General features: G+C 69.9%; 21 protein-coding genes. 9 read left to right on the top strand and 12 right to left on the bottom strand.

Annotated features, from left to right (window positions below; genetic code table 11):
* Nucleotides 1-190: 190 nt before the first annotated feature.
* Complete coding sequence (locus tag ABZ956_RS05130; RefSeq protein WP_361887159.1) at nucleotides 191-1411, bottom strand: MFS transporter; 1221 nt, start codon at nucleotides 1409-1411, stop codon at nucleotides 191-193.
* Nucleotides 1412-1646: 235 nt separating this feature from the next.
* Here ABZ956_RS05130 and ABZ956_RS05125 point away from each other — a divergent pair, with 235 nt between their 5' ends.
* Nucleotides 1647-2108, top strand: a complete 462-nt coding sequence (locus ABZ956_RS05125) for a MarR family transcriptional regulator (protein WP_361887156.1) — start codon at nucleotides 1647-1649, stop codon at nucleotides 2106-2108.
* Nucleotides 2109-2204: 96 nt separating this feature from the next.
* Nucleotides 2205-2657, top strand: a complete 453-nt coding sequence (locus ABZ956_RS05120) for a GNAT family N-acetyltransferase (RefSeq protein WP_361887153.1) — start codon at nucleotides 2205-2207, stop codon at nucleotides 2655-2657.
* Here the strand turns inward: ABZ956_RS05120 and ABZ956_RS05115 are convergent.
* The 3 genes from ABZ956_RS05115 to ABZ956_RS05105 all read right to left on the bottom strand — a co-directional run bounded on the left by ABZ956_RS05115 (nucleotide 2628) and on the right by ABZ956_RS05105 (nucleotide 6293).
* The gene (locus ABZ956_RS05115; RefSeq protein WP_361887150.1) at nucleotides 2628-3404 is read right to left on the bottom strand and encodes a helix-turn-helix domain-containing protein; all 777 of its coding nucleotides are present in this window, start codon (nucleotides 3402-3404) and stop codon (nucleotides 2628-2630) included. The two genes, ABZ956_RS05120 and ABZ956_RS05115, sit on opposite strands and share 30 nt — an antisense overlap.
* Nucleotides 3405-3664: 260 nt before the next feature.
* Nucleotides 3665-4792: an aminotransferase class V-fold PLP-dependent enzyme gene (locus ABZ956_RS05110; RefSeq protein WP_361887147.1), complete on the bottom strand. Its 1128-nt coding sequence runs from the start codon at nucleotides 4790-4792 to the stop codon at nucleotides 3665-3667.
* A gap of 91 nt (nucleotides 4793-4883) precedes the next feature.
* A complete protein-coding gene (locus ABZ956_RS05105; RefSeq protein WP_361887144.1) occupies nucleotides 4884-6293 on the bottom strand; it encodes a serine hydrolase domain-containing protein in 1410 nt (469 codons plus the stop codon).
* A gap of 58 nt (nucleotides 6294-6351) precedes the next feature.
* On the opposite strand from ABZ956_RS05105, the gene ABZ956_RS05100 reads away from it, so the two are divergent.
* Nucleotides 6352-6939, top strand: coding sequence for an isochorismatase family protein (locus ABZ956_RS05100; protein WP_361887141.1), 588 nt, complete (start codon nucleotides 6352-6354; stop codon nucleotides 6937-6939).
* A gap of 23 nt (nucleotides 6940-6962) precedes the next feature.
* Here the strand turns inward: ABZ956_RS05100 and ABZ956_RS05095 are convergent, their stop codons facing one another.
* Nucleotides 6963-7388 (bottom strand): hypothetical protein, encoded by a 426-nt coding sequence (locus tag ABZ956_RS05095; RefSeq protein ID WP_361887138.1) that lies wholly within the window; start codon nucleotides 7386-7388, stop codon nucleotides 6963-6965.
* A gap of 231 nt (nucleotides 7389-7619) precedes the next feature.
* Nucleotides 7620-9092: a replicative DNA helicase gene (gene dnaB / locus ABZ956_RS05090; protein WP_361887135.1), complete on the bottom strand. Its 1473-nt coding sequence runs from the start codon at nucleotides 9090-9092 to the stop codon at nucleotides 7620-7622.
* Nucleotides 9093-9586: 494 nt separating this feature from the next.
* On the opposite strand from dnaB, the gene ABZ956_RS05085 reads away from it, so the two are divergent.
* The gene (locus tag ABZ956_RS05085) at nucleotides 9587-10927 is read left to right on the top strand and encodes an MATE family efflux transporter (RefSeq protein ID WP_361887133.1); all 1341 of its coding nucleotides are present in this window, start codon (nucleotides 9587-9589) and stop codon (nucleotides 10925-10927) included.
* Between the two features lie 107 nt (nucleotides 10928-11034).
* Here the strand turns inward: ABZ956_RS05085 and rplI are convergent, their stop codons facing one another.
* The 4 genes from rplI to rpsF form a co-directional block, all read right to left on the bottom strand.
* Entirely contained in the window at nucleotides 11035-11481 is a 447-nt protein-coding gene (rplI, locus tag ABZ956_RS05080; RefSeq protein ID WP_361887130.1) for a 50S ribosomal protein L9, read from the bottom strand.
* A gap of 18 nt (nucleotides 11482-11499) precedes the next feature.
* A complete protein-coding gene (gene rpsR, locus ABZ956_RS05075) occupies nucleotides 11500-11736 on the bottom strand; it encodes a 30S ribosomal protein S18 (protein WP_004950692.1) in 237 nt (78 codons plus the stop codon).
* A 73-nt stretch (nucleotides 11737-11809) separates the two neighbouring features.
* Nucleotides 11810-12397: a single-stranded DNA-binding protein gene (locus ABZ956_RS05070; protein ID WP_361887127.1), complete on the bottom strand. Its 588-nt coding sequence runs from the start codon at nucleotides 12395-12397 to the stop codon at nucleotides 11810-11812.
* 81 nt (nucleotides 12398-12478) lie between these two features.
* The gene (rpsF, locus tag ABZ956_RS05065) at nucleotides 12479-12769 is read right to left on the bottom strand and encodes a 30S ribosomal protein S6 (protein WP_006604399.1); all 291 of its coding nucleotides are present in this window, start codon (nucleotides 12767-12769) and stop codon (nucleotides 12479-12481) included.
* Between the two features lie 273 nt (nucleotides 12770-13042).
* Between rpsF and ABZ956_RS05060 the strand changes: the two genes are divergently transcribed.
* The 3 genes from ABZ956_RS05060 (at nucleotide 13043) to ABZ956_RS05050 (ending at nucleotide 15707) form a co-directional block, all read left to right on the top strand.
* On the top strand, nucleotides 13043-13372 hold the full coding sequence (locus ABZ956_RS05060) for a hypothetical protein (protein ID WP_361887124.1): 330 nt from the start codon (nucleotides 13043-13045) through the stop codon (nucleotides 13370-13372).
* A gap of 103 nt (nucleotides 13373-13475) precedes the next feature.
* Nucleotides 13476-14594 carry a peptidoglycan bridge formation glycyltransferase FemA/FemB family protein gene (locus tag ABZ956_RS05055; RefSeq protein WP_361887121.1) on the top strand — a complete coding sequence of 373 codons (1119 nt, stop codon included), beginning with the start codon at nucleotides 13476-13478 and terminating at the stop codon, nucleotides 14592-14594.
* 81 nt (nucleotides 14595-14675) lie between these two features.
* Nucleotides 14676-15707 carry an alanine racemase gene (locus tag ABZ956_RS05050; protein ID WP_361887118.1) on the top strand — a complete coding sequence of 344 codons (1032 nt, stop codon included), beginning with the start codon at nucleotides 14676-14678 and terminating at the stop codon, nucleotides 15705-15707.
* Nucleotides 15708-15751: 44 nt separating this feature from the next.
* Here the strand turns inward: ABZ956_RS05050 and ABZ956_RS05045 are convergent, their stop codons facing one another.
* Both ABZ956_RS05045 and ABZ956_RS05040 read right to left on the bottom strand, forming a co-directional pair.
* Nucleotides 15752-17248 carry a glycosyltransferase 87 family protein gene (locus ABZ956_RS05045; protein WP_361887115.1) on the bottom strand — a complete coding sequence of 499 codons (1497 nt, stop codon included), beginning with the start codon at nucleotides 17246-17248 and terminating at the stop codon, nucleotides 15752-15754.
* A gap of 188 nt (nucleotides 17249-17436) precedes the next feature.
* A complete protein-coding gene (locus ABZ956_RS05040; RefSeq protein WP_361887112.1) occupies nucleotides 17437-20067 on the bottom strand; it encodes a transglycosylase domain-containing protein in 2631 nt (876 codons plus the stop codon).
* Nucleotides 20068-20484: 417 nt separating this feature from the next.
* Between ABZ956_RS05040 and ABZ956_RS05035 the strand changes: the two genes are divergently transcribed.
* Both ABZ956_RS05035 and ABZ956_RS05030 read left to right on the top strand, forming a co-directional pair.
* Nucleotides 20485-21072 carry a helix-turn-helix transcriptional regulator gene (locus ABZ956_RS05035; RefSeq protein ID WP_361887109.1) on the top strand — a complete coding sequence of 196 codons (588 nt, stop codon included), beginning with the start codon at nucleotides 20485-20487 and terminating at the stop codon, nucleotides 21070-21072.
* 49 nt (nucleotides 21073-21121) lie between these two features.
* Entirely contained in the window at nucleotides 21122-22204 is a 1083-nt protein-coding gene (locus tag ABZ956_RS05030) for an inositol-3-phosphate synthase (RefSeq protein WP_361887106.1), read from the top strand.
* Nucleotide 22205: the final 1 nt, after the last annotated feature.

The raw sequence follows: 22205 nt of genomic DNA, 5'->3' as shown, positions 1-22205 counted from the left end.
GCAGTCATGGCGGTCATGAGGGAGGTGCTCCTTGCTGTGATGCGTTCCCACCGCATCGCGGTGGGGTGGTGATGCGCGGGGTGGTCATGCGGTGGGGTGGTGATGGGTGGGTGGTCATGCGGTGGGGGGCATGCGGTGGCCTGTGTGCTGGGTGGTGGCGCGGTTTCCGCACACCCGGTCGGCGGTGGTCTCAGCGGCCGGCCGGCACGGCCTCCGGCTCGGCGGCCATGGGGGACGGGCCCGCCGCGGCTATTCGCCCGCTCCGGCCCGTGCGCCGCTCCAGCCGCGCGGAGAGGAGGGCGAGCAGCAGCGCGGAGGCGGCCATCAGCGCGCCGACCCAGTTGGGGGCGGTGTAGCCGAAGCCGGCGGATATCACGAGGCCGCCGAGCCAGGCCGCTATCGCGTTGCCGAGGTTGAAGGCGCCGATGTTGACGGCGGAAGCGAGGGTGGGGGCGTCGGCGGTCTGGTCGAGGACCCTCTTCTGCAGCGGCGGCACGGTGGCGAAGCCGAAGGCGCCGATGAGCGGGATGGTGATCGCCGCCGCGAGCTTGTCGTGCGCGGTGAGCGGCAGCAGGGCCAGCATGATCGCCAGGCCGCCGAGGCCCGTGTAGAGCATGGGCATCAGCGCGCGGTCGGCGTACTTGCCGCCGACGAGGTTGCCTCCGACCAGGCCGAGGCCGAACAGGACGAGGAGCCAGGTGACGGAGCCCGGGGCGTAGCCGGTGACGTCGGTCATCATCGGCGTGATGTAGGTGCTCATGGTGAAGACGCCGCCGAAGCCGAGGACCGTCATCGCCATGGCGAGCAGGACCTGGGGGTTGCGGAAGGCGGCCAGCTCGCCGGAGACGCGGGTCCGCTCGGGGCGCGGCTGACGAGGTACGAGCGCGGCGATGCCGAGCACGGCGAGCACTCCGAGGCCGGCGATGATGAAGAAGGTGACGCGCCAGCCGATGTTCTGGCCGATGAGGGTGCCCAGGGGGACGCCCACGACGTTGGCGACCGTCAGGCCCGTGAACATCATGGCTATCGCCCCGGCCTTCTTCTGGGGGGCGACGAGGCCCGCGGCGACGATCGCGCCGATCCCGAAGAACGCGCCGTGCGCGAGCGAGGCGACGATGCGCCCGGCGAGCATCACCGAGAAGACCGGGGCGGCGGCGGAAAGGGCGTTCCCCGCGATGAACAGGCCCATCAGAGCCATCAGCATCTGCTTGCGCGGGACCCTGCTGCCGATGATGGCGAGGATCGGGGCCCCGACGACGACGCCGAGCGCGTATCCGGTGGTCAGGTAGCCGGCGGTGGGGATGGACACGCCGAACTCGTCCGCGACCTCGGGGAGCAGGCCCGAGGTGACGAATTCGGTGGTGCCGATACCGAAGGCGCCGATGGCGAGCGCCAACAGGGCGAGGGGCATGACAAGGGTCCTTCAGACGGGGAGATCAGACAGGTGAGATCAGACGGGTGAGATCGGACAGGGGAGGGTTCCGGCTCAGGTCTTTGCGGCAGACTTTTACCGGCCTCCACAATAATTGCAGACGCATCTACTTGCAAGCGCTGGCTATTGCGGAGGAGAGCTATCCTGTTCGTACGGCACCGTCCGCCCGCCACCGGACGACACGCGCGTACGACCGCGAAGGAGGGCTCACCCCATGTCCCGCACCCCGGACTCCGCTCCCGTCGGGCTGGCGCAGGGCTGGTGCGCCCTGTCCGCCCTGCACAGCCGGATCGAGACGCACATAGAGCGCGCGCTGCAGGCCCACCACGAGCTGAGCGTGCGCGAGTTCTCCGTGCTCGACGTCCTCAGCCGCCAGCACAACGGCGAGGGCGGCCACCTGCGCATGAACGAGGTCGCGGACGCCGTCGTCCTGAGCCAGAGCGCGACGACCCGCCTGGTCAACCGCCTGGAGGACCGCGGGCTGCTGACGCGCTACCTCTGCCTCACCGACCGCCGCGGCATCTACACCGACGTCACGGACGCCGGCCGCGCCCTCCTGGAGCACGCCCGCCCCACCAACGACGCCGCCCTGCGCGAAGCGCTGGACGACGCGTCGAACCGCGCCGAGCTGGCCCCGCTGGTCGCCGCCGTGGAGTCCCTGGCTCCGACGCCGTAGATCGCGCACCGCCCGGCAGATCGCGCGCCGACCGGCGTTCCGCCTCTCGCCGACGACCCCTGGGCGTACCGCCGGTGCGCGCATAGGGTCCGGATCATGAGCGACATCGAGATCCGGCGCGCGACCGCCGACGACATCCCCGCCATCGTGGCGCTGCTGGCCGACGACGCGCTCGGCGCGCAGCGCGAATCCCCGGACGATCTCACCGCGTACCGCGCGGCCTTCGAGCGCCTGGACGGCGACCCCCACCAGCACCTGGCCGTCGCCGTCCGCGACGGCCGCACCGTGGGCACCCTCCAGCTGACCGTCATACCGGGGCTCTCCCGGCGCGGGGCGACGCGCTCGCTCATCGAGGGCGTACGCGTCCACTCCGACGAGCGCGGCGGCGGCCTGGGCTCCCAGCTCATCCAGTGGGCCGTCGACACCTCGCGCCGCGAGGGCTGCCGGCTGGTCCAGCTGACGTCCGACGCCACACGCGTGGACGCCCACCGCTTCTACGAGCGGCTGGGCTTCGAGGCCTCACACCTCGGCTTCAAGTACCACCTCTGACGCGCCGCGGGCGCGGGCCCGTTCCCGGTGCGCCTTCTGCCGGCAGGCCGCACCGCAGTACCGGGCGGGCCGGCCCGTACGAGCGGACGGTACGAGGCCGCCGCACACGGCACATCCCGTTTCGTTACGGCCACCTGCCGGATTCGGGGGGAGTTTCGTCACGCGGCGGCCCGGACGGAGGCTGTCGCACGCCAGCGCGGTCATCCTCCCGGGCGCCACGGACGGCCCCCGTCGCTGCTCCATCGACAGGCAGCCCACGAGCAGGGCCATCACGTCGTCGATGGTCACGTCCTTGCGTACGGCTCCCGCCTGTTGGGCCCGTTCGAGCAACACCGACAGGGCCTCGCGGAAGTCCGCTTCCACCCCGGGAGAGGGCTCGAAACTGCCCTCAAGCGCGTCGCACAAGCCCTTGTTCCGCGCGGACAGCCGAACCACCGCCGCCAGGTACCGGAAGAACACCGCACCGGCATCCTCCGCCTGGGCCAACTCCCGTGCCGTATCGGTGAAGAGGCGGACCCGGTCCACGACAGTGGCCCTGAACAGGGCTTCCTTGGTGGGGAAATGGCGGTACACCGTGCCCGTACCGACCCCGGCCCGGCGAGCGATCTCCCCCAGCGGAACCGCCAACCCCGCTTCCTCGAAGGCGGATCGGGCCGCCTGGAGTACCAGCACCCGGTTGCGCCGCGCGTCCGCACGCAGCTGTGCGGAGGCCCGCGAGGAGGGAGGCGGATTCCTGCGATGTGCCATGCGCGCCGGCCTCCACGGGGCCTGATGTCGAAACGGACTGGAGGTTCCGATTCTATCCCCGCAGATGACGGAGGGCCTGCACCGGCATAACGGTTCAAACACGAGCAAAAGCAAGAAATGGCATGAAAAAGGCCGCCGTCGGCGCCAGAAAGCGCCGACGGCGGCCCATGAAGCCGTTGCCGTGAAGCCTCACCGGAGGTCGTCGAGCCTGACCCGAAGGTCGTCGAGTCCTACCCGGGGAGTGGAGGCTTATCCGGAGATCAGTCCTTGATCACCGCGTCCCACGCCGCGCCCGCGGCCGCCAGGGCCGCGACGTCGTCCACGGCCGGTACGCCGAGCGCCCGCAGCCCCTCGCCGAGCGCCGACAGGGTGGCCAGGACGGTCTCGCGGTCCGCGTCGAGCCCGTAGTGATTGACGCGGATCATCTCCTTGGCGAGCGCCCCGGCCGCCGCCTGGACCGGCACGGAGGCGTCGGCGGCCAGGGCCGCCGCCACGACGTCGCGCGCGTCGGCGCCTTCCGGCGCGCGCAGGGTGGTGGCGGCGGGGGCCGCGTCCTCGTCCCGTACGACATAGGGCGCGAGGGCGCCCAGCGCCCGTACGCCCGCCCGCGTGGCGGCAGCGGCGGCCCGGTGCCGGGCGATCACGTTGTCCAGGCCGTCCGCGTCGATGCGGTCGACCGCCTGCTCCAGCGCGAGCATCTCCAGCTGCGCCGGGGCGTGCGGCAGGGCGGTGCGGCCGCCGTCGATCCAGCGCTCCTTCCAGTCCAGCAGGGAGAGGTAGGAGCGGCGGGGCGCCTGCTCATTGGCGGCGATCCGCTCCCAGGCGCGGGCACTGACCGACACGGCCGACACCCCCGCGGGGCCCGCCATCGCCTTCTGACCGCCGATGACGCACAGGTCGACGCCCCACTCGTCGGTCAGCAGCGGCTCGGCGGCCACCGAGGCGACCGCGTCCAGCATCAGCAGCGCACCGTGCTCGCGGACGACGGCGCCGATCTCGGCGACAGGGTTGGTGTTGCCGGTGGCGGCCTCGGCGTGGACGAGGCTGACGAAGTCGATGGCCGGATTCGCGCGGAGCGCCTCGGCCACCTGCGCTGCGGTGACGGCACCGCTGAAGGGCGCCGACACCGTGACCACCTCCGCGCCGCAGGAACGCAGCCAGCCGCCGAACGTCTCGCCGTACGGACCGGTGATGATGTTGAGCGCGGTGCTGCCCGGCCGGACGGCCGAGCGGATGCACGCCTCCAGCGGCAGCAGCGCCTCGCCCTGCATCGCGACGACCGTCTCGCGCGTGCGCATCAGCGCCGCGACCTTGTCCTCGATACGGGCGAACTGAGCTGCGCCCAGGGGCGCGAGGTCGAGCAGGTCCGGTGCGGTGTTCGCGGTCACGGTGCCTTCCAGGTGGTTTCGCGCCGTGCTCCGGCGCCGCCGATCTCCCGTCGACTCTACGTCTGCCCTCCGCCCCACGCCGACAATACGACTACCGCCAGCCGCCCGTGTCGACACCACCCGGCACGGCGCCCCCGGCCTCGTACGGCTCGCGCGTGAAGACGAAGGTGCCGATGTCCAGATGGCTCACGGCACCGTCCGCGTCGCGTACGACCGTCAGCGTCTCGCCCGCGTAATAGCCGTCGAGCCCCGTCCAGGTCCCGTCCTCCTCCGCGCGGAAGGACGCCCCGCGCCCCGCCCCGCCCAGCGGCGCCAGCCGCAGCCCCCGGCCGGCGGCCAGCCGCACCGCGAACGGGGCCGCGCCCCAGTACCAGGGCCCGGTCAGCTCCAGCAGCGAGGTGTCCGCGTCCTCGAGCGGACGCCAAGGCTCCGGAATCCGCGGTTCGTGCTCGGCGACCGCGCGGAGCAGCTCCGCCGCGATGACGGGGGCGCTGAACAGGGACTGGAGGTTGCCCAGCACGACGGCCGCGACGCCGTCCTCCTGGCTCACCCACAGTGCCCCCACGAACCCCGGCATCGAGCCGACATGGCCGAAGAGGAGCCGGCCGTCGCCGCGCGTCAGCTGCACGCCCAGGCCGTAGGCGCCCGTCCAGTCCGGGTTCTGCGGCGCGGTCTCCGGCCTGCGCATCTCCTCGACCGAGGCCGCCTTGAGCACCCGGTCGTCGCCGTTCAGCAAGAACGCCCCGAAACGGCACAGGTCGGCCGCCGTGGACCACAGCTGCCCGGCCGGCGCCATCCGGCCGGTGTCCACCGCGGGCTCCGGAAGCAGTACGTCCGCCCACGGGTGCACCGCCCAGCCCTCGGCGTGCGGCGCCTGGGCCGTGAGTGTCGTGCGCCTCATCCCGAGGGGTTCCAGCACCTCCCGGCGCAGCGCCTCGTACCAGCTCTCCCCGCGCAGCCGCTCGACCAGCGCGCCCAGGAGCGCGAACCCGGGGTTGGAGTAGTGGTGCAGGCGACCCGCGGCATGGCGCTGGGGGCGTTCACCGAAGATGTCGGCAAGCTCGGGGCGCAGTGCGCCGTCCGTGCGCTCCCACCAGGGCCCGCCCGTCTCGGCCGCGAGCCCTGAGGTGTGCGACAGCAGCTGGGCGATGGTCGCCCCGCCGCCCTCGGGCGTGTCGAGGTGGCGGTCGAGCGGGTCGTTCAGATCGAGCAGCCCTTCGTCGCGCAGCCGCATGACCATCACGGCGACCATCGTCTTGGTGATCGACCCGATGCGGTACTGCGTGTCCGCCCCCGGCACCTCCCCGTCGACGGCTCCCCGCCCGGCAGCCCACACCATCCGCCCGTCGCGCATCACCGCTCCCACGAGGGAGGGGGTACGGCCCTCCACCTGCCCGGTGGCCAGGCGCTGCAGGAGCGCCCGGCGGGTGGCGGGCAGAAGATCGGTGAACTCCGCCTCGTTCACGGGCATTCCGGTGGGACGTTCCTGCGATTCAGTCATGTCCGCACCTTAACCACGATGATCGTTCCATCTTCCGGCCGTGCGGGAGGATGACGGAATGACCAAGGATGCGCAGCCCGTCCATGCCCTGCTCGTCATCGATGTCCAGTCCGCCTTCGTCTCCGGTGCGGGGGCGGTGCCCGAAGCGGACCGGCTCCTCGCCCGGGTGACGGATCTGATATCCGGGGCGAGGGCGGCCGGCGCCCTCGTCGTCCATCTCCAGAACGACGGACCGCCGGGAGCGGACGACGAGGCCGGCACGCCCGGCTGGGAGCTGCGTCTGCCCGTCGAACCGGGCCCTGCCGAGGTCGTCGTCCGCAAGACGGAGGACGACGGCTTCTACGAAACGCACCTGCAGGACCTGCTCAGCCGCTCGGGTGTGCGGGCCCTGGCCGTCTGCGGCGTGATGTCCGAGATGTGTGTCAGCGCCACCGCGCGCACGGCCCTGGAGCTGGGCTACCGGGTCGTGATGCCCCACGACTCCCACGCCACGTACGACATTCCGGCGGCAGCGGGCATCAGCGGCCCGGTTCCGGCGGCCATGGTCTCGCGGGTCGCCGAGTGGGCGCTCGGCGACGGGATCGAGATCGTCGCACACGCCGCGGAGGTGGCCTTCACCGCCCCGGCGGCCCGGCCGGGGCGGTGATCACCTCCACGGAGTGCAGGCGATCAGCGAGCTATCTTGCGCTGCCCGCAGTCGTTGAAGCCGTCGCCCTTGCAGACGAAGACGGAGACCGTGGTGGTCGGCATGAAGGGGCCCGACTTGAAGCTGGCCGACTTCGTGCCCACACCGCACTGGGTGGCGACCTTGATGGGCGGGCCGGGGGCCAGGTCCTGCTGGATGACGAAGTAGGCCGAGTAGCAGTCACCGCCGGTGTTCTTCAGCGCGCCTTCGTACGCCATCGCTCCGCCGAATCCACCTGCGTTCTTCTCCCAGCGGGACGAGCCTTCGACGGTCGCCGTACCGTGACTCGCCGACCAGCTGGGGCCTGCGGCCGTCGCGGAGCTCGCGGCAACAGCGGGCGTCATACCGATGAGGGACACGGCAGCCGCGGCGAGGCCAACCGCTCCGGCCGTGATCGTGCGGGAAAGCATGAATATTCCTCCCATGGTCAAGTCGTTGACAGGGGAGACCGTTTCACGTGAAACATGCACTGCACAAGATCTTTTGGCCGCCCACCGACGCCAACCTGCCGACCGGCAAGGGAGGATGGGCGCGCAAGCGTCCAACTCCCCTGCTGGGACGGCCCCTGCTGGCCGGGCCCGCCCGGCGGCCATGACGACGCACTTCCCGAAGCGGGTCGGTTTCCTGGCCACACCTGCGGATCAGGTCTGGGCCATGTCCACGAAGCGTGAGTAGTGACCCTGGAAGGCCACCGTGATGGTGGCCGTGGGACCGTTACGGTGCTTGGCCACGATCAGGTCGGCCTCGCCCGCACGGGGCGACTCCTTCTCGTAGGCGTCCTCGCGGTGCAAGAGGATGACCATATCGGCGTCCTGCTCGATCGAACCGGACTCACGGAGGTCGGAGACCATCGGCTTCTTGTCCGTGCGCTGCTCGGGACCACGGTTCAGCTGCGAGAGGGCGATGACCGGCACCTCGAGCTCCTTGGCGAGGAGCTTGAGGTTACGCGACATGTCGGAGACCTCCTGCTGACGGCTCTCGGGCCGGCGGGCACCGCCGGACTGCATCAGCTGGAGGTAGTCGATCACGACGAGCTTGAGGTCGTTGCGCTGCTTGAGGCGGCGGCACTTGGCCCGGATCTCCATCATCGACAGGTTCGGGGAGTCGTCGATATAGAGCGGCGCCTTGGACACGTCCGGCATGCGCCGGGCCAGGCGCGTCCAGTCGTCGTCGGTCATCGAGCCGGAGCGCATGTGGTGCAGCGCCACCCGCGCCTCGGCGGACAGCAGACGCATCGCGATCTCGTTGCGGCCCATTTCGAGCGAGAAGATCACACTGGGCAGCTCGGCCTTGATCGAACAGGCCCGGGCGAAGTCCAGCGCCAGCGTCGACTTACCCATGGCGGGACGCGCCGCGATGACGATCATCTGACCGGGGTGGAGGCCGTTGGTGAGGGAGTCGAGGTCGGTGAAGCCGGTGGGGACACCGGACATCTGGCCGCTGCGCGAGCCGATGGCCTCGATCTCGTCGAGCGCGCCCTCCATGATGTCGCCCAGCGGCAGATAGTCCTCGCTGGTGCGCTGCTCGGTGACGGCGTAGATCTCGGCCTGGGCGTTGTTGACGATGTCGTCGACGTCGCCGTCGGCCGCGTATCCCATCTGCGTGATGCGCGTGCCGGCCTCGACCAGGCGGCGCAGCACCGCGCGCTCGTGGACGATCTCGGCGTAGTACTCGGCGTTGGCGGCGGTCGGTACGGACTGGACCAGCGTGTGCAGATACGCGGCGCCGCCGACGCGGGTGATCTCGCCGCGCTTGGTGAGCTCGGCCGCGATGGTGATGGGGTCGGCGGGCTCGCCCTTGGCGTAGAGGTCGAGGATGGCCTGGTAGATCGTCTCGTGCGCCGGGCGGTAGAAGTCGTTGCCCTTGAGGACCTCGACCACGTCGGCGATGGCGTCCTTGGACAGCAGCATGCCGCCGAGGACGGACTGCTCGGCGTCCAGGTCCTGCGGCGGTACGCGCTCGAAGCCGCCGCGGTCCCAGGAGCCGCCCTCGTCGCCGCCGCGGTCGTGCTGCTCGCCACGGCCCTTGCCGTCGCCGCGGCGGGAGCGGGAGAAGGGGAGGCGGTCGCTGGGGCTGTCGCCCCAGGGGTCGTCCATGGGCTCGGGACTGCTCACCCGGGCCACCTCCTCCCGTCCGCGAAGCGGACCTCGCCGTGCGCTTCCTTCTTACGGCACGGCTCTGACAATTAGGACGCCCGACTCCGGTTATGACGCGTCGAGTTCGCGGCGAGTTCGTGTTGATCCCGTAAGGTCCGCGGCTCCCCCGGAGGGGGCGAAAACAGACGGCAGGCGCCGGTCCACGGTAGGGCCGCGGGCACCGTCAGCCAATCTGGTTATCCACAGGGCATGTGGATGAGCGGCCCCAGCCTGTGGAGAACCGCCCTCAACCTGTGCACGGCGCGGGGGAAAGCACTGTGGACAAACACACAGTCGCCCTCGTCACACCGCCCTGACCTGCGCTTTTGTCGTCCACTGGCTGTTGAGGAGAAAAACTTTCCCGCCCGGGCCGAGATCGCGACAAACGGCGCAGAGAAGATCACACACAACCCACCCAAGTAAGGGCCGTAAGCTAGGAGCACAGATTACCTGTGGAAGATTGGACAGGCACCGTGACGCAGGCCCCCGCGCGTGAGCCGCACACCGCCCGCCGGCACGACCGCGAGATCCTCGCGCTGGCCGTGCCCGCCTTCGGCGCGCTCGTCGCGGAGCCCCTCTTCCTGATGGCCGACAGCGCCATCGTCGGCCACCTCGGCACCCCCCAGCTCGCGGGCCTGGGCATCGCCGCCGCCCTGCTCACCACCGCCGTCAGCGTCTTCGTCTTCCTCGCCTACGCCACCACCGCGGCCGTCGCCCGGCGAGTCGGCGCCGGAGACCTCCAGGCCGCCATCCGCCAGGGCATGGACGGCATCTGGCTCGCTCTCATCCTGGGAGCGGTGGTCGGCGTCGCCGTGCTGCCCACAGCCCCCGCCCTCGTCGACCTCTTCGGCGCCTCCCCGACCGCCGCCCCGCACGCCACCACCTACCTGAGGATCAGCGCCCTGGGCATCCCCGCGATGCTCATGGTGCTCGCCGCCACCGGAGTGCTGCGCGGCCTGCAGGACACCCGGACCCCGCTGTACGTCGCCATCGGCGGCTTCGCCGCCAACGCCGCGCTCAACCTCGGCCTCGTCTACGGCGCCGGCCTCGGCATCGCCGGCTCCGCATGGGGGACGGTGCTCGCCCAGTGGGCCATGGCCGCCGTCTACCTGGCCGTCGTCGTGCGGGGAGCCCGCCGCCACGGCGCCTCCCTGCGGCCCGACGCCGCCGGAATACGGGCCTGTGCCCAGGCCGGCGTCCCGCTGCTGGTCCGCACCCTCTCGCTGCGCGCCGTGCTGATGATCGCCACCGCGGTCGCGGCCCGGCTCGGCGACGCGGAGATCGCCGCCCACCAGATCGCGCTGACCCTGTGGAGCCTGCTCGCCTTCGCGCTGGACGCCATCGCCATCGCCGGGCAGACGATCATCGGGCGTTACCTGGGCGCCGAGGACGCCGCCGGGGCCCGGGCCGTCTGCCGGCGCATGGTGCAGTGGGGCATCGCCTCGGGCGTGGTCATGGGGGCCCTGGTGGCGGCGGCGCTGCCGGTGTTCATCCCGCTGTTCACCACCGATCCCGCCGTCCGGGACATCCTGGTGCCGGCGCTGCTCGTGGTGGCCGTGGGACAGCCGATCGCGGGGATCGTCTTCGTCCTGGACGGCGTGCTGATGGGCGCCGGCGACGGCCCCTACCTCGCCTGGGCGATGCTGCTGGTCCTGGCCGTCTTCACCCCCGCCGCGCTGCTGGTGCCCACGGTGGGCGGCGGTCTGACGGCGCTGTGGTGGGCGATGACGCTGATGATGACGGTCCGCATGGTGACCCTGTGGATACGGGCCCGCTCCGGCCGCTGGCTGGTCACGGGCGCGGTACGGGCCTGAGCACGGCCGCAGGGGTCCGAACGCACCGGAAGGGAACGGCCGGGAACAGCGAAAGGGCCGCACCCCAGGGGGTGCGGCCCTTCCTCAGGCTATGCCTGTCGCAGCCGTCAGGCGGCGACGACCTCGATGCCGAGCTTGGCAACGACGTCGGCGTGCAGACGCACGGACACCTGGTGCGAGCCCAGGGTCTTGATGGGCGTGCCCACCTCGACGCGACGCTTGTCGACCTCGGGACCACCGGAAGCCTTGATCGCGGAAGCGATGTCGGCGGGGGTCACGGAGCCGAACAGGCGGCCGGCCTCGCCGGCGCGGGTGACAAGGCGAACCTTGACGCCCTCGAGCTGGCCCTTGACCTCGTTGGCCTGCTCGATCGTGGCGATCTCGCGGATCTTGCGAGCGCGGCGGATCTGCGCGACGTCCTGCTCGCCACCCTTGGTCCAGCGGATCGCGAAACCGCGCGGGACCAGGTAGTTGCGGGCGTAACCGTCCTTGACGTCGACAACGTCGCCGGCGGTGCCGAGGCCGGAGACCTCGTGGGTGAGGATGATCTTCATTATTTGGTCACCCTTCCCTTATCGCGCGGACGAGGTGTAGGGCAGCAGCGCCATCTCACGGCTGTTCTTCACGGCCGTGGCGACGTCACGCTGGTGCTGAGTGCAGTTGCCGGTCACGCGGCGGGCACGGATCTTGCCGCGGTCGGAAATGAACTTCCGCAGCATGTTCGTGTCCTTGTAGTCCACGTAAGCGGTCTTGTCCTTGCAGAACGCGCAGACCTTCTTCTTGGGCTTGCGCGGGGGCGGCTTCGCCATTGTCTCTCTCCTGTGAATCAAGAAGTTTTGTGCTGTCGCCCTCGGGCCGTCGCCGGCCCGGGCCCGTCAGGGCCTAGAAGGGCGGCTCGTCGGAGTAGCCGCCGCCGGAGTTGCCGGAGCCGCCGCCCCAGCCGCCTCCGCCGCCGCCCTGCTGGCCGCCGGACGGAGCGCCGGTGGCCCAGGGGTCGTCGGCGGGAGCCCCGCCGCCCTGCTGGCCGCCGCCGGGACCGGAGCCCCAGCCGCCGCCACCCTGGCCACCACCACTGCCGCCGCCATAGCCACCCTGGCCACCGCGACCCGCGGTCTTGGTGACCTTCGCCGTGGCGTTCTTCAGGCTGGCGCCGACCTCTTCGACGTCGAGCTCGTAGACCGTGCGCTTGACGCCCTCACGGTCCTCGTAGGACCGCTGCTTCAGCCGGCCCTGCACGATCACGCGCATGCCTCGCTGAAGCGACTCGGCGACGTTCTCCGCCGCCTGCCGCCACACCGAGCACGTGAGGAAGAGGCTCTCGCCGTCCTTCCACTCGTTGGTCTGGCGGTCGAAGGTGCGGGGAGTGGACGCGACACGGAACTTCGCGACCGCCGCACCGGAGGGGGTGAAGCGCAGCTCGGGGTCGTCGACGAGATTGCCGACGACCGTGATGACGGTCTCGCCTGCCATGGATGAACCTCTCGGCGGGTGTGCTGCTGGCTGCTTGCTACTCGTTGCGATGCAGCCCGATTACCTCTGAACCGCTGGGGTTCAGTGGGTCTCGGGACGGAGGACCTTGGTCCGGAGGACCGACTCGTTCAGGTTCATCTGGCGGTCGAGCTCCTTGACGACCGCAGGCTCGGCCTGCAGGTCGATGACCGAGTAGATGCCCTCGGGCTTCTTCTTGATCTCGTACGACAGACGACGACGGCCCCAGGTGTCGACCTTCTCGACCTTTCCGTTGCCCTCACGGACGACGGAGAGGAAGTTCTCGATCAGCGGGGAGACAGCGCGCTCCTCGAGATCGGGGTCGAGGATGACCATCACCTCGTAGTGACGCATGTGGAACCCACCTCCTTTGGACTCAGCGGCCACGGTCGATCCGTGGCAGGAGGGTCGTAATGCGTGAACAACGGTATCGGCGGACACTGACAATCAGCGGAAGTCCCTGGGTTTGCCCCTGGGACCGAAGCTGGGTCCGGGCAGACACCGGTGCAGACCGTACAGAGTACCTGCACTCCGGCGTCCGGTTGAAATCCAACCGTCCGGCCCCGCAATCTGGACGCATCGGGTGTGACCGGCGCTACATTTGCGCCAGCCTTCAGGAGGTGCCCCATGACACAGGCGGTTCGGCAGCCCCGTGGACCCCGCACGCTGGTCGGCGCGGTCCTCAACAGCGACGGAAAGCCCCATCCCGTCGAGAACACCTTCGTCGCCGTGACGGTCGTACTGGGTGCGCTCGCCGCCATCTCCTCCCTGTGGACCGGCCTGCATCTGCTGACGTCGTGGAGCGGGCTCATCGGCGTCCTCACGGGGGCCTGGGGCCAGTTCATCTCCGCCACGACCGGTGAGCGCTTTCTGCTGATCATCGGGCTCGGAGCCGCCGCCTTCGGCCTGTTCCTGGGCATGGCGCACGGGGGGCTTTTCGGCGGTGTGATCGGATAACGGGCCGTACGCCCAATCGGGGCGCTCCCCGGTCGCAGTAGGCTTCGGCGCGAGAGCCGGAGCCCCGACCCTGGGGACACACCTGCCGAGGAGCGCCCCGATCATGAGCCTGACCCTGAGGACAATCAGCCGAGAGCAGCATCTGGCGTATATCCAGAGCCTGCCCGCGGCCAGTCACATGCAGGTCCCGGGGTGGGCGGACGTCAAGGCCGAGTGGCGCTCCGAGAACCTGGGCTGGTTCGACAAGACCGGTCAGATGGTGGGCGCGGGCCTGGTGCTCTACCGCCAGCTGCCCAAGATCAAGCGTTACCTGGCGTACCTGCCCGAGGGCCCGGTCATCAACTGGTTCTCGCCGAACCTCAGCGACTGGCTGCAGCCCATGCTGGCCCACCTCAAGCAGCAGGGCGCCTTCTCGGTGAAGATGGGCCCGCCCGTCGTCATCCGCCGCTGGGACTCCGGCGCGATCAAGAACGGCATCGCCGACCCGGACGTCAAGCGTCTGCGCGACGTCGAGGCCACCCACATCGAGCCGCGCGCCTTCGAGGTCGCCGACCAGCTGCGCCGCATGGGCTGGCAGCAGGGCGAGGACGGCGGCGCCGGCTTCGGTGACGTGCAGCCGCGCTACGTCTTCCAGGTGCCGCTGGAGAACCGCTCTCTGGAGGACGTCCACAAGGGCTTCAACCAGCTGTGGCGGCGCAACATCAAGAAGGCCGAGAAGGCCGGCGTCGAGGTCGTCCAGGGCGGCTACGAGGACCTGGCCACCTGGCAGCACCTGTACGAGATCACCGCCGAGCGCGACAAGTTCCGTCCGCGCCCGCTGAGCTACTTCCAGCGCATGTGGACCGCCCTCAACTCCGAGGACCCCAACCGCATGCGGCTGTACTTCGCCGTGCACGAGGGCGAGGCCGTCGCCGCCGCGACGATGCTGATCGTCGGCGGGCACGTCTGGTACTCCTACGGCGCCTCCGCCAACCACAAGCGCGAGGTCCGGCCGTCGAACGCCATGCAGTGGCGCATGCTGCGCGACGCCTACGCCCTGGGCGCGAGCGTCTACGACCTGCGCGGCATCGGCGACTCCCTCGACGAGAACGACCACCTCTTCGGCCTCATCCAGTTCAAGGTCGGCACCGGTGGTCAGGCCGCGGAGTACCTCGGCGAGTGGGACTTCCCGCTCAACAAGCTGCTGCACAAGGCTCTCGACATCTACATGTCGCGTCGCTGATCGTTCCGTCCGTCCACGAAGCAGTGCCGTCAGGCACACCACGTCACTCCGCAGACACAGGGAAAGGTTCTGGGACCGGCCATGGCGCTCACGCTCTACGTCGACACCGCGCGCTGGCGGGCACACCAGCAGTCCGTCATCCAGCAGTTCCCGGGCATCGTCCCGGTCTGCAAGGGCAACGGCTACGGCTTCGGCCATGAGCGGCTCGCCGATGAGGTGACGCGCATGGGCGCCGACATCCTCGCCGTCGGCACCACCTACGAAGCGGCCCGGATCAAGGACTTCTTCAGCGGTGACCTGCTGGTGCTGACCCCCTTCCGGCTGGGCGAGGAGCCCGTGCCGCTGCCGGACCGGGCCATCCGGTCCGTCTCCTCGGTCGAGGGCGTGCGCGGCCTGGTCGGCGCGCGCGTCGTCATCGAGGTCATGAGCACCATGAAGCGGCACGGCATCAGCGAGGAGGACCTGCCCAAGCTGCACGCGGCCATCGAGGACGTGCGCCTGGAGGGCTTCGCGATACACCTGCCGCTCGACCGCGGTGACGGCAGCAGCGCGGTCGAGGAGGTCGTGAGCTGGATGGAGCGGCTGCGCAACGCCCATCTGCCGCTCCACACCATGTTCGTCAGCCACCTCAAGGCCGACGAGCTCGCCCACCTGCAGCAGCGCTTCCCGCAGACGCGCTTCCGGGCCCGCATCGGCACCCGGCTGTGGCTCGGCGACCACGACGCCACCCACTACCGGGGCGCGGTGCTGGACGTCACCCCCGTCGCCAAGGGCGACCGCTTCGGCTACCGCCAGCAGAAGGCCACCGGTGACGGCTTCCTGGTCGTGGTGGCCGGCGGCACCTCGCACGGCGTCGGGCTGGAGGCGCCGAAGGCGCTGCACGGCATGATGCCGCGCGCCAAGGGCGTGGCCCGCGCGGGCCTGGCGACCATGAACCGCAATCTCTCGCCGTTCGTCTGGGCGGGCAAGCAGCGCTGGTTCGCCGAGCCCCCGCACATGCAGGTCTCGATCCTCTTCGTGCCGGGCGATGCCCCCGCCCCGCAGGTCGGCGACGAGCTGGTGGCGCACCTGCGGCACACCACCACGCAGTTCGACCGTCTCGTCGACCACTGATCCCACTGATCCCACCCCCCGTGGTGCGGGGCGGGGAGCCGTGACTACGGGTTACGGCTCCCGGTGCCCCATTGGACGCGTGCGACATCGGCGTGCTCCGCGTGCCGCTGACCGCGGCGCGCGGAACCCAGGACGAATATGTCCGGTGCCCCGTCCAGGACTCCGCCGGAGGGGTCGTCGGAGCCGTCCCGCCGTACGACGTCCCGCTCGGGCAGCAGGATGTCCCGCACGACGAGCGCGCACAGATACAGCGTGCCCAGCAGGTGGGCGATGATCGCGAGTTGGTAGCCCTCCGGCGGCAGCCCCTGGTGCTTGTCGCCGCTTCCCGTATAGGCCAGGTAGAACCAGATGCCCAGGTAGTACAGGACCTCACAGGCCTGCCAGATGAGGAAGTCGCGCCACTTCGGGCGGGCCAGCGCGGCCAGCGGCACCAGCCACAGCACGTACTGCGGCGAGTAGACCTTGTTGACGAGGATGAACAGCGCCACCACGAGGAAGGCCAGCTGCGCGAAGCGCGGGCGCCTGGGGGCACGCAGACCGAGGACTCCTATGGCCAGACAGCCGAGGATCATCAGCAGCGTCGCATAGGTGTTGGCGTCGTCCAGCGGGTCGCCGGTGCGCTGTGAGATGAAGAGCCAGACGGAGCCGAAGTCGACCGGCCGGTCCTGGCTGAAGGTGTAGAACTTCGCCCATCCCTCGCGGATGTGGAACCCGCTCGCGTCATGGGTGATCATGACCGGCGCGTTGACCACCAGCCAGGCGCCGACGGCACCGCCGGCGGCGGTGGCGAACGCCCGCAGGCGCCCGGCCCGCCAGCACAGGATCAGCAGCGGCCCCAGCAGCAGCATCGGATACAGCTTCGCCGCGGCCGCGAGGCCGATCAGCACGCCCGCCAGGACCGTGCGCCCTCGGGACCACATCAGCATGGCGGCGGCCGTGAGGGCGACCGCGAAGAGGTCCCAGTTGATGGTGGCCGTGAGCGCGAAGGCCGGCGCGAGGGCCACCAGCAGGGCGTCCCAGGGCCGGCGCCGGTGCGTACGGGCCACGCATACGGCGATGACGGCCGTGCAGGCCAGCAGCATCCCCGAGTTGATGAGCCAGTACAGCTGTTCGCGGTGCTGGATGGTCCCGCCGCCCGGCGTGAGCAGGGCGGCGATCTCCATGAAGAGTCCCGTCAGGACCGGGTACTCCAGATACTCCATGCCCCCCGAGAGGGACTGCGGGATCTGGTCGAAATACGGGATGAGGCCCTGGTCGAAACCGCGCCCGCTGTAGAGGTGGGGAATGTCGGAGTAGCAGGCGTGGGTGTACTGCGTGGTGGCGCCGAAGAACCAGCCATGGTCGTAGCACGGGAACTTCTGCACCATTCCGAGCGCGAACATCCCGATCGCCACGAGCGCGATCACCCGCACCGGCGTCCACCAGCTCACCCCGAGCAGCGCACGCCGGCCCACCGGCCCGCCGATGAGCTCGCTGCCGGCGGCAGCCACCTCGTCCTCGACGGTGGGCCGTACAAGCTGATCGTCCCGCACGCTCCTCATGCCCACATCCTGCCGTACGCGCGGCGGACCCGGCGGAGCCTGTGGAAAACCCCGAGGGCCGCCCCGCGCGAACGCGGAGCGGCCCTCGAAAGGTCCTGCTCAGCCGACCTGCGCCGGATTCGTACGATGATCGGTCCCCGACACGGCGCCTTGTCTCCTGGCCCGTCGGCCGGGTCCCCGAGCCGTGATCAGCTCCCGGGTCCGCCGAACAATCCGCCACCCGACTGATGCCGGGACGGACCCGGCGAGGGCGAGCCGCCGGTGTCCCCACCCGGACCGCCCGTACCGCCCGGCCCACCGGTGCCGCCGGTGGTGGTGCCGCCGTTGGTGCCGGGCTTGCACTTGCGGTCGAACAGCCCGCAGGAAGCGGACGGGGAGGGGGAGCCGGACGGCGACTTCGACGGTGAGGGCGACGCGGACGCCGACGGCGTGGCCGAGGGCGACGCGGACGGGACGGCGCTGGGAGAGGGGCTGGCCCCGTCTCCGTAGACCTTCTCACCGATCGGCTGCGGAGCGTCGAACTGCAGCACGGGCTGGCCCTTGAGCGCCTTGCCCATGTAATCGGCCCAGATCTCCGCCGGGAACGACGCACCGTGGATCGTGGGCTTGCCACCCACGCCACGCATGGAGAGGAACTCCTGCTTCTTGGCGTTGGGGTCCACGCGGTACATGCCGATCGCCGTGGACAGCTGCGGGGTATACCCCGCGAACCAGGCCGAGCGGTTGCCGTCGGTGGTACCCGTCTTGCCCGCCGCCGGGCGGTTGCCGAGCTGCGCCGACGTGCCGGTGCCCGCCTCCACGACCGTCTTCAGCACGTCGGTGACGTTGTTGGCGACGTTCGCGTCGAAGGCCTGGGCGCTCTTCTCCTCGTGCTGGAACGCGACCTTGCCGTCCTTCTCCACCTTCTCCACCGAGTAGGGGTCGACCTGCTTGCCGTTGGCCGCGAACGTCGCGTAGGCGCCCGCGAGGCGGATCGCACTGGGCGCGGAGGTGCCCAGGGAGAAGGTGGGCGTGAGCGAGGCCAGCTGGTCCTTGTCGAGGCCGGCCTTGAGCGCGGCCTCCTGCACCAGGTCCGTGCCGACGTCCATGCCGAGCTGGATGAAGGGGGTGTTCACGGAGTACTGCATGGCCGTGCGGAGGGTGATGAGGCCCTTGTCCTCGTCACCGTCATTCACCTGATGCCACTCGGCGCCGTTCTGGTCGTGCCAGACCTTGCCCCGGTAGTCCCGCAGCGTCAGCTTGTTGTTGCCGTTGTAGACGCTGTCCGGCGACACGAGCGTGCGCTGGCTGAGGTTCTGCTGCGGGCCGAGGGCCGGGTTGCGCTTGCCGTGCGTCATGGCGGCGGCCAGGACGAACGGCTTGAAGGTCGAGCCGACCTGCACACCGGTGTAGTCCGAGTTGTTGGTGAAGTGCTCCAGCGCGTTCTCACCGCCGTAGATGGCGACGATCTTGCCCGTCTTGGGCTCCACCGAGGCCCCGCCGAACTGCACGAACTGGTCGACCTCGCGCACCTTCGGCTTGATGTTCGCCTTGCGCACGTCTTCGACCGACTTCGCCAGTCCTTCGACCTTGGCGCGGTCGAACGTCGTGTGGATCTGGTAGCCGCCCTTGTCCAGCTCGGCCTTGCTGATCCTGGAGTGGGCGACGATGTAGTTGTCGGCGAGGTCGGTGAGGTAGCCGATCTGCCCGGCCCGGTTGGTCGCCGGCTTCGGCTTCTGCACCTTGGGGAAGCCCTGGGCGACCCACTTGTCGCGCTCGGCCGGCTCCATGCGGCCGACCTGGACCTCACGGTCCAGCGTCCACTTCCAGCGGTCGGTGGCCCGCTTGGTGTTCTTCTCGGCGGTCGCCGCCGGGCCCTGGCCGCCGTTCGGGTCGTACAGGTTCGGCCCGTTGAGGGTGGCCGACAAGAACGCACCCTCGCTCGGCGTCAGGTCCGCGCAGTCCTTGTCGAAGTACGCCCGCGCGGCGGCCTGGATGCCATAGGCCCCGCGTCCGTAGTAGGCGGTGTTGAGGTAGCCCGCAAGGATGAATTCCTTGTCCTTGGTGGCACCCACCTTCACGGAGATGAGCAGCTCGGTGGCCTTGCGCTTGAGCGTCTGCTCCTGGCTCAGGTAGGTGTTCTTCACGAACTGCTGCGTGATGGTCGAACCGCTCTGCGTCTCACCGCCCTGTGCCATCTTCACGACCGCCCGGGCGATGCCCATCGGGTCGACGCCCCAGTCCTTCTCGAAGCTGGCGTTCTCGGCGGAGATCACCGCGTTCTGCATCGACTTGGGGATCTGCGAGATCGGCACGATCTGCCGGTTGAGGCTGCCGCCGCCGGCGACGACCATCTGTTTGCCGTCGGCCCAGTAATAAACGTTCTTCTGGACGATCGAGGCCTTCTGCGCGCTCGGGACCTGGACGACGGCAAGCGCCACGCCCACGATGCCCACGACCAGAGCCGCGAGCGTGAACGTCAACCCCGTGACCAGCTTCCAGGAGGGGATCCAGCGCCGCGCCCCCTGTTTGCCCGCACGCGGGTAGTCGATGACCCGCTTCGCCGCCGGCCGGCCGTTGTCCCGGCGGCCGCGGCCCGGACCGCCGGGGCCGCCGTCCGGGGAACGTCTGCGCCCGCCGGCGCCGGCGGCGCGCTGGTTCGCGCGACGGGCGTCGGTCCGGCCCGGGTACCGGGCTTCGTCACCACGGCCGCGTCCGGGCGCGGCTGAACTGCTGGGTGGTGCGGTACGGCGGCCGGACGTCGGCTGCTGGGCCGCACGACGGGCCGCGGCTCGTCCACCGCCCTGAGGCGGCGGCGGCTTGCGGCGGTGCTCGCTCATCGAACGACTACTCCTCGGGCAGGCGCTATCGCCTGACAGCGGCAGGTGGCTTGCGGTCCCCCCGATGTGCGACCCGGCTGTCCCCCCGAGCGACGGCCCGCACTGCATACGGGACGAGGACGTCGCAGGACGTCACACGGTTCCCGGTGAATTGCATGCCGCACAGACTACGCACGGCCAAATCCCGCCCACTGGGGATGTTCACTCCAAATCAGGCCGGTTGTGTCCCACGAATCGGTGATGTGACCTCGTTCACCGTGCCCCCTCTTGTCGCGGCGGCACGCCCGTTCTATCGTCTGGATGTATCGAGTCGATACATCAGCTCAGCACATCAGCCGGACACATCAGCTCGGCATAAGGGACCAATAAGGATTAGGGATCACAAGGACTAGGCTGTGGGGGACAAGGAGGCGAAACATGAGCAGACGCTCCGGCATCCTCGAGTTCGCCGTCCTCGGCCTGCTCCGCGAGTCCCCGATGCACGGCTACGAGCTGCGGAAGCGCCTGAACACCTCACTCGGGGTGTTCCGAGCGTTCAGCTACGGCACCCTCTATCCCTGCCTGAAGTCCCTGGTGGCGAACGGATGGCTGATCGAGGAACCCGGGAGTGCTCCGGAGGACGCCCGTGCGGCGTCCCTGGCCGGACGACGAGCGAAGATCGTCTACCGCCTGACGGCAGAGGGCAAGGAGCACTTCGAGGAGCTCCTCGCCCACACCGGTCCGGACGCGTGGGAGGACGAGCACTTCGCCGCCCGCTTCGCGTTCTTCGGACAGACCTCGCGGGATGTACGGATGCGGGTGCTGGAAGGCCGCCGCAGCCGTCTGGAGGAGCGTCTGGAGAAGATGCGCGCCTCCCTGGCCCGCACCCGGGAGCGGCTGGACGACTACACCCTCGAACTTCAGCGACACGGCATGGAATCCGTGGAGCGCGAGGTCCGCTGGCTGAACGAGCTGATCGAGAGCGAGCGGGCCGGGCGTGACAAGCGCTCCGGTCCGGACCAGTGAGCTCTGCACTCCGCAGGGCTTCGTCGAGTACAAACAGGGAGCAACCGGAATGGGTTCGGTTCGCGTAGCGATCGTCGGTGTGGGCAACTGCTCCGCCTCGCTGGTGCAGGGCGTCGAGTACTACAAGGACGCCGACCCGAATGGCCGCGTGCCGGGTCTGATGCACGTGCAGTTCGGCGACTACCACGTCCGTGACGTGGAGTTCGTGGCGGCTTTCGACGTTGACGCGAAGAAGGTCGGCCTGGACCTCGCGGACGCCATCGGCGCCAGCGAGAACAACACCATCAAGATCTGCGACGTGCCGTCGACCGGCGTCACCGTCCAGCGCGGCCACACCCTCGACGGCCTGGGCAAGTACTACCGCCAGACCATCGAGGAGTCCACCGAGGCCCCCGTCGACGTCGTCCAGGTCCTCAAGGACAAGCAGGTCGACGTCCTGGTCTGCTACCTGCCCGTCGGCTCCGAGGACGCGGCGAAGTTCTACGCGCAGTGCGCCATCGACGCCAAGGTCGCCTTCGTCAACGCCCTCCCGGTCTTCATCGCCGGCACCAAGGAGTGGGCGGACAAGTTCACCGAGGCGGGCGTCCCGATCGTCGGCGACGACATCAAGTCGCAGGTCGGCGCGACCATCACGCACCGCGTGATGGCCAAGCTGTTCGAGGACCGCGGCGTCGTCCTGGACCGCACGATGCAGCTGAACGTCGGCGGCAACATGGACTTCAAGAACATGCTCGAGCGCGAGCGCCTGGAGTCCAAGAAGATCTCCAAGACGCAGGCCGTCACCTCCCAGATCCCCGACCGCGACATGGGCGAGAAGAACGTCCACATCGGCCCGTCGGACTACGTGGCCTGGCTGGACGACCGCAAGTGGGCGTACGTGCGCCTCGAGGGCCGCGCGTTCGGTGACGTCCCGCTGAACCTGGAGTACAAGCTCGAGGTCTGGGACTCCCCGAACTCCGCCGGTGTCATCATCGACGCCGTGCGCGCCGCGAAGATCGCCAAGGACCGGGGCATCGGTGGCCCGATCCTCTCCGCCTCCTCGTACTTCATGAAGTCGCCGCCGGTGCAGTACTTCGACGACGAGGCCCGCGAGAACGTCGAGAAGTTCATCAAGGGTGAGGTCGAGCGCTAAG

Source organism: Streptomyces sp. NPDC046261, from assembly GCF_040646235.1.
In the GTDB taxonomy this organism is placed as follows: Bacteria; Actinomycetota; Actinomycetes; order Streptomycetales; family Streptomycetaceae; genus Streptomyces.
The sequence above is the reverse complement of the archived record's forward strand: the minus strand, read 5'-3'. Positions and strand labels throughout refer to the sequence as shown.

What these genes read in the sequence shown, in the direction of transcription:
- ABZ956_RS05070 (WP_361887127.1), bottom strand. Translation starts at nt 12,397, where the DNA reads ATGGCAGGCGAGACCGTCATCACGGTCGTCGGCAATCTCGTCGACGAC.
- ABZ956_RS05035 (WP_361887109.1), top strand. Translation starts at nt 20,485, where the DNA reads ATGAGCAGACGCTCCGGCATCCTCGAGTTCGCCGTCCTCGGCCTGCTC.
- ABZ956_RS05060 (WP_361887124.1), top strand. Translation starts at nt 13,043, where the DNA reads ATGACACAGGCGGTTCGGCAGCCCCGTGGACCCCGCACGCTGGTCGGC.
- ABZ956_RS05095 (WP_361887138.1), bottom strand. Translation starts at nt 7,388, where the DNA reads ATGCTTTCCCGCACGATCACGGCCGGAGCGGTTGGCCTCGCCGCGGCT.
- ABZ956_RS05115 (WP_361887150.1), bottom strand. Translation starts at nt 3,404, where the DNA reads ATGGCACATCGCAGGAATCCGCCTCCCTCCTCGCGGGCCTCCGCACAG.
- ABZ956_RS05040 (WP_361887112.1), bottom strand. Translation starts at nt 20,067, where the DNA reads ATGAGCGAGCACCGCCGCAAGCCGCCGCCGCCTCAGGGCGGTGGACGA.
- ABZ956_RS05050 (WP_361887118.1), top strand. Translation starts at nt 14,676, where the DNA reads ATGGCGCTCACGCTCTACGTCGACACCGCGCGCTGGCGGGCACACCAG.
- ABZ956_RS05055 (WP_361887121.1), top strand. Translation starts at nt 13,476, where the DNA reads ATGAGCCTGACCCTGAGGACAATCAGCCGAGAGCAGCATCTGGCGTAT.
- rplI (WP_361887130.1), bottom strand. Translation starts at nt 11,481, where the DNA reads ATGAAGATCATCCTCACCCACGAGGTCTCCGGCCTCGGCACCGCCGGC.
- ABZ956_RS05105 (WP_361887144.1), bottom strand. Translation starts at nt 6,293, where the DNA reads ATGACTGAATCGCAGGAACGTCCCACCGGAATGCCCGTGAACGAGGCG.
- ABZ956_RS05130 (WP_361887159.1), bottom strand. Translation starts at nt 1,411, where the DNA reads ATGCCCCTCGCCCTGTTGGCGCTCGCCATCGGCGCCTTCGGTATCGGC.
- ABZ956_RS05120 (WP_361887153.1), top strand. Translation starts at nt 2,205, where the DNA reads ATGAGCGACATCGAGATCCGGCGCGCGACCGCCGACGACATCCCCGCC.
- rpsF (WP_006604399.1), bottom strand. Translation starts at nt 12,769, where the DNA reads ATGCGTCACTACGAGGTGATGGTCATCCTCGACCCCGATCTCGAGGAG.
- rpsR (WP_004950692.1), bottom strand. Translation starts at nt 11,736, where the DNA reads ATGGCGAAGCCGCCCCCGCGCAAGCCCAAGAAGAAGGTCTGCGCGTTC.
- ABZ956_RS05045 (WP_361887115.1), bottom strand. Translation starts at nt 17,248, where the DNA reads ATGAGGAGCGTGCGGGACGATCAGCTTGTACGGCCCACCGTCGAGGAC.
- ABZ956_RS05125 (WP_361887156.1), top strand. Translation starts at nt 1,647, where the DNA reads ATGTCCCGCACCCCGGACTCCGCTCCCGTCGGGCTGGCGCAGGGCTGG.
- ABZ956_RS05030 (WP_361887106.1), top strand. Translation starts at nt 21,122, where the DNA reads ATGGGTTCGGTTCGCGTAGCGATCGTCGGTGTGGGCAACTGCTCCGCC.
- ABZ956_RS05100 (WP_361887141.1), top strand. Translation starts at nt 6,352, where the DNA reads ATGACCAAGGATGCGCAGCCCGTCCATGCCCTGCTCGTCATCGATGTC.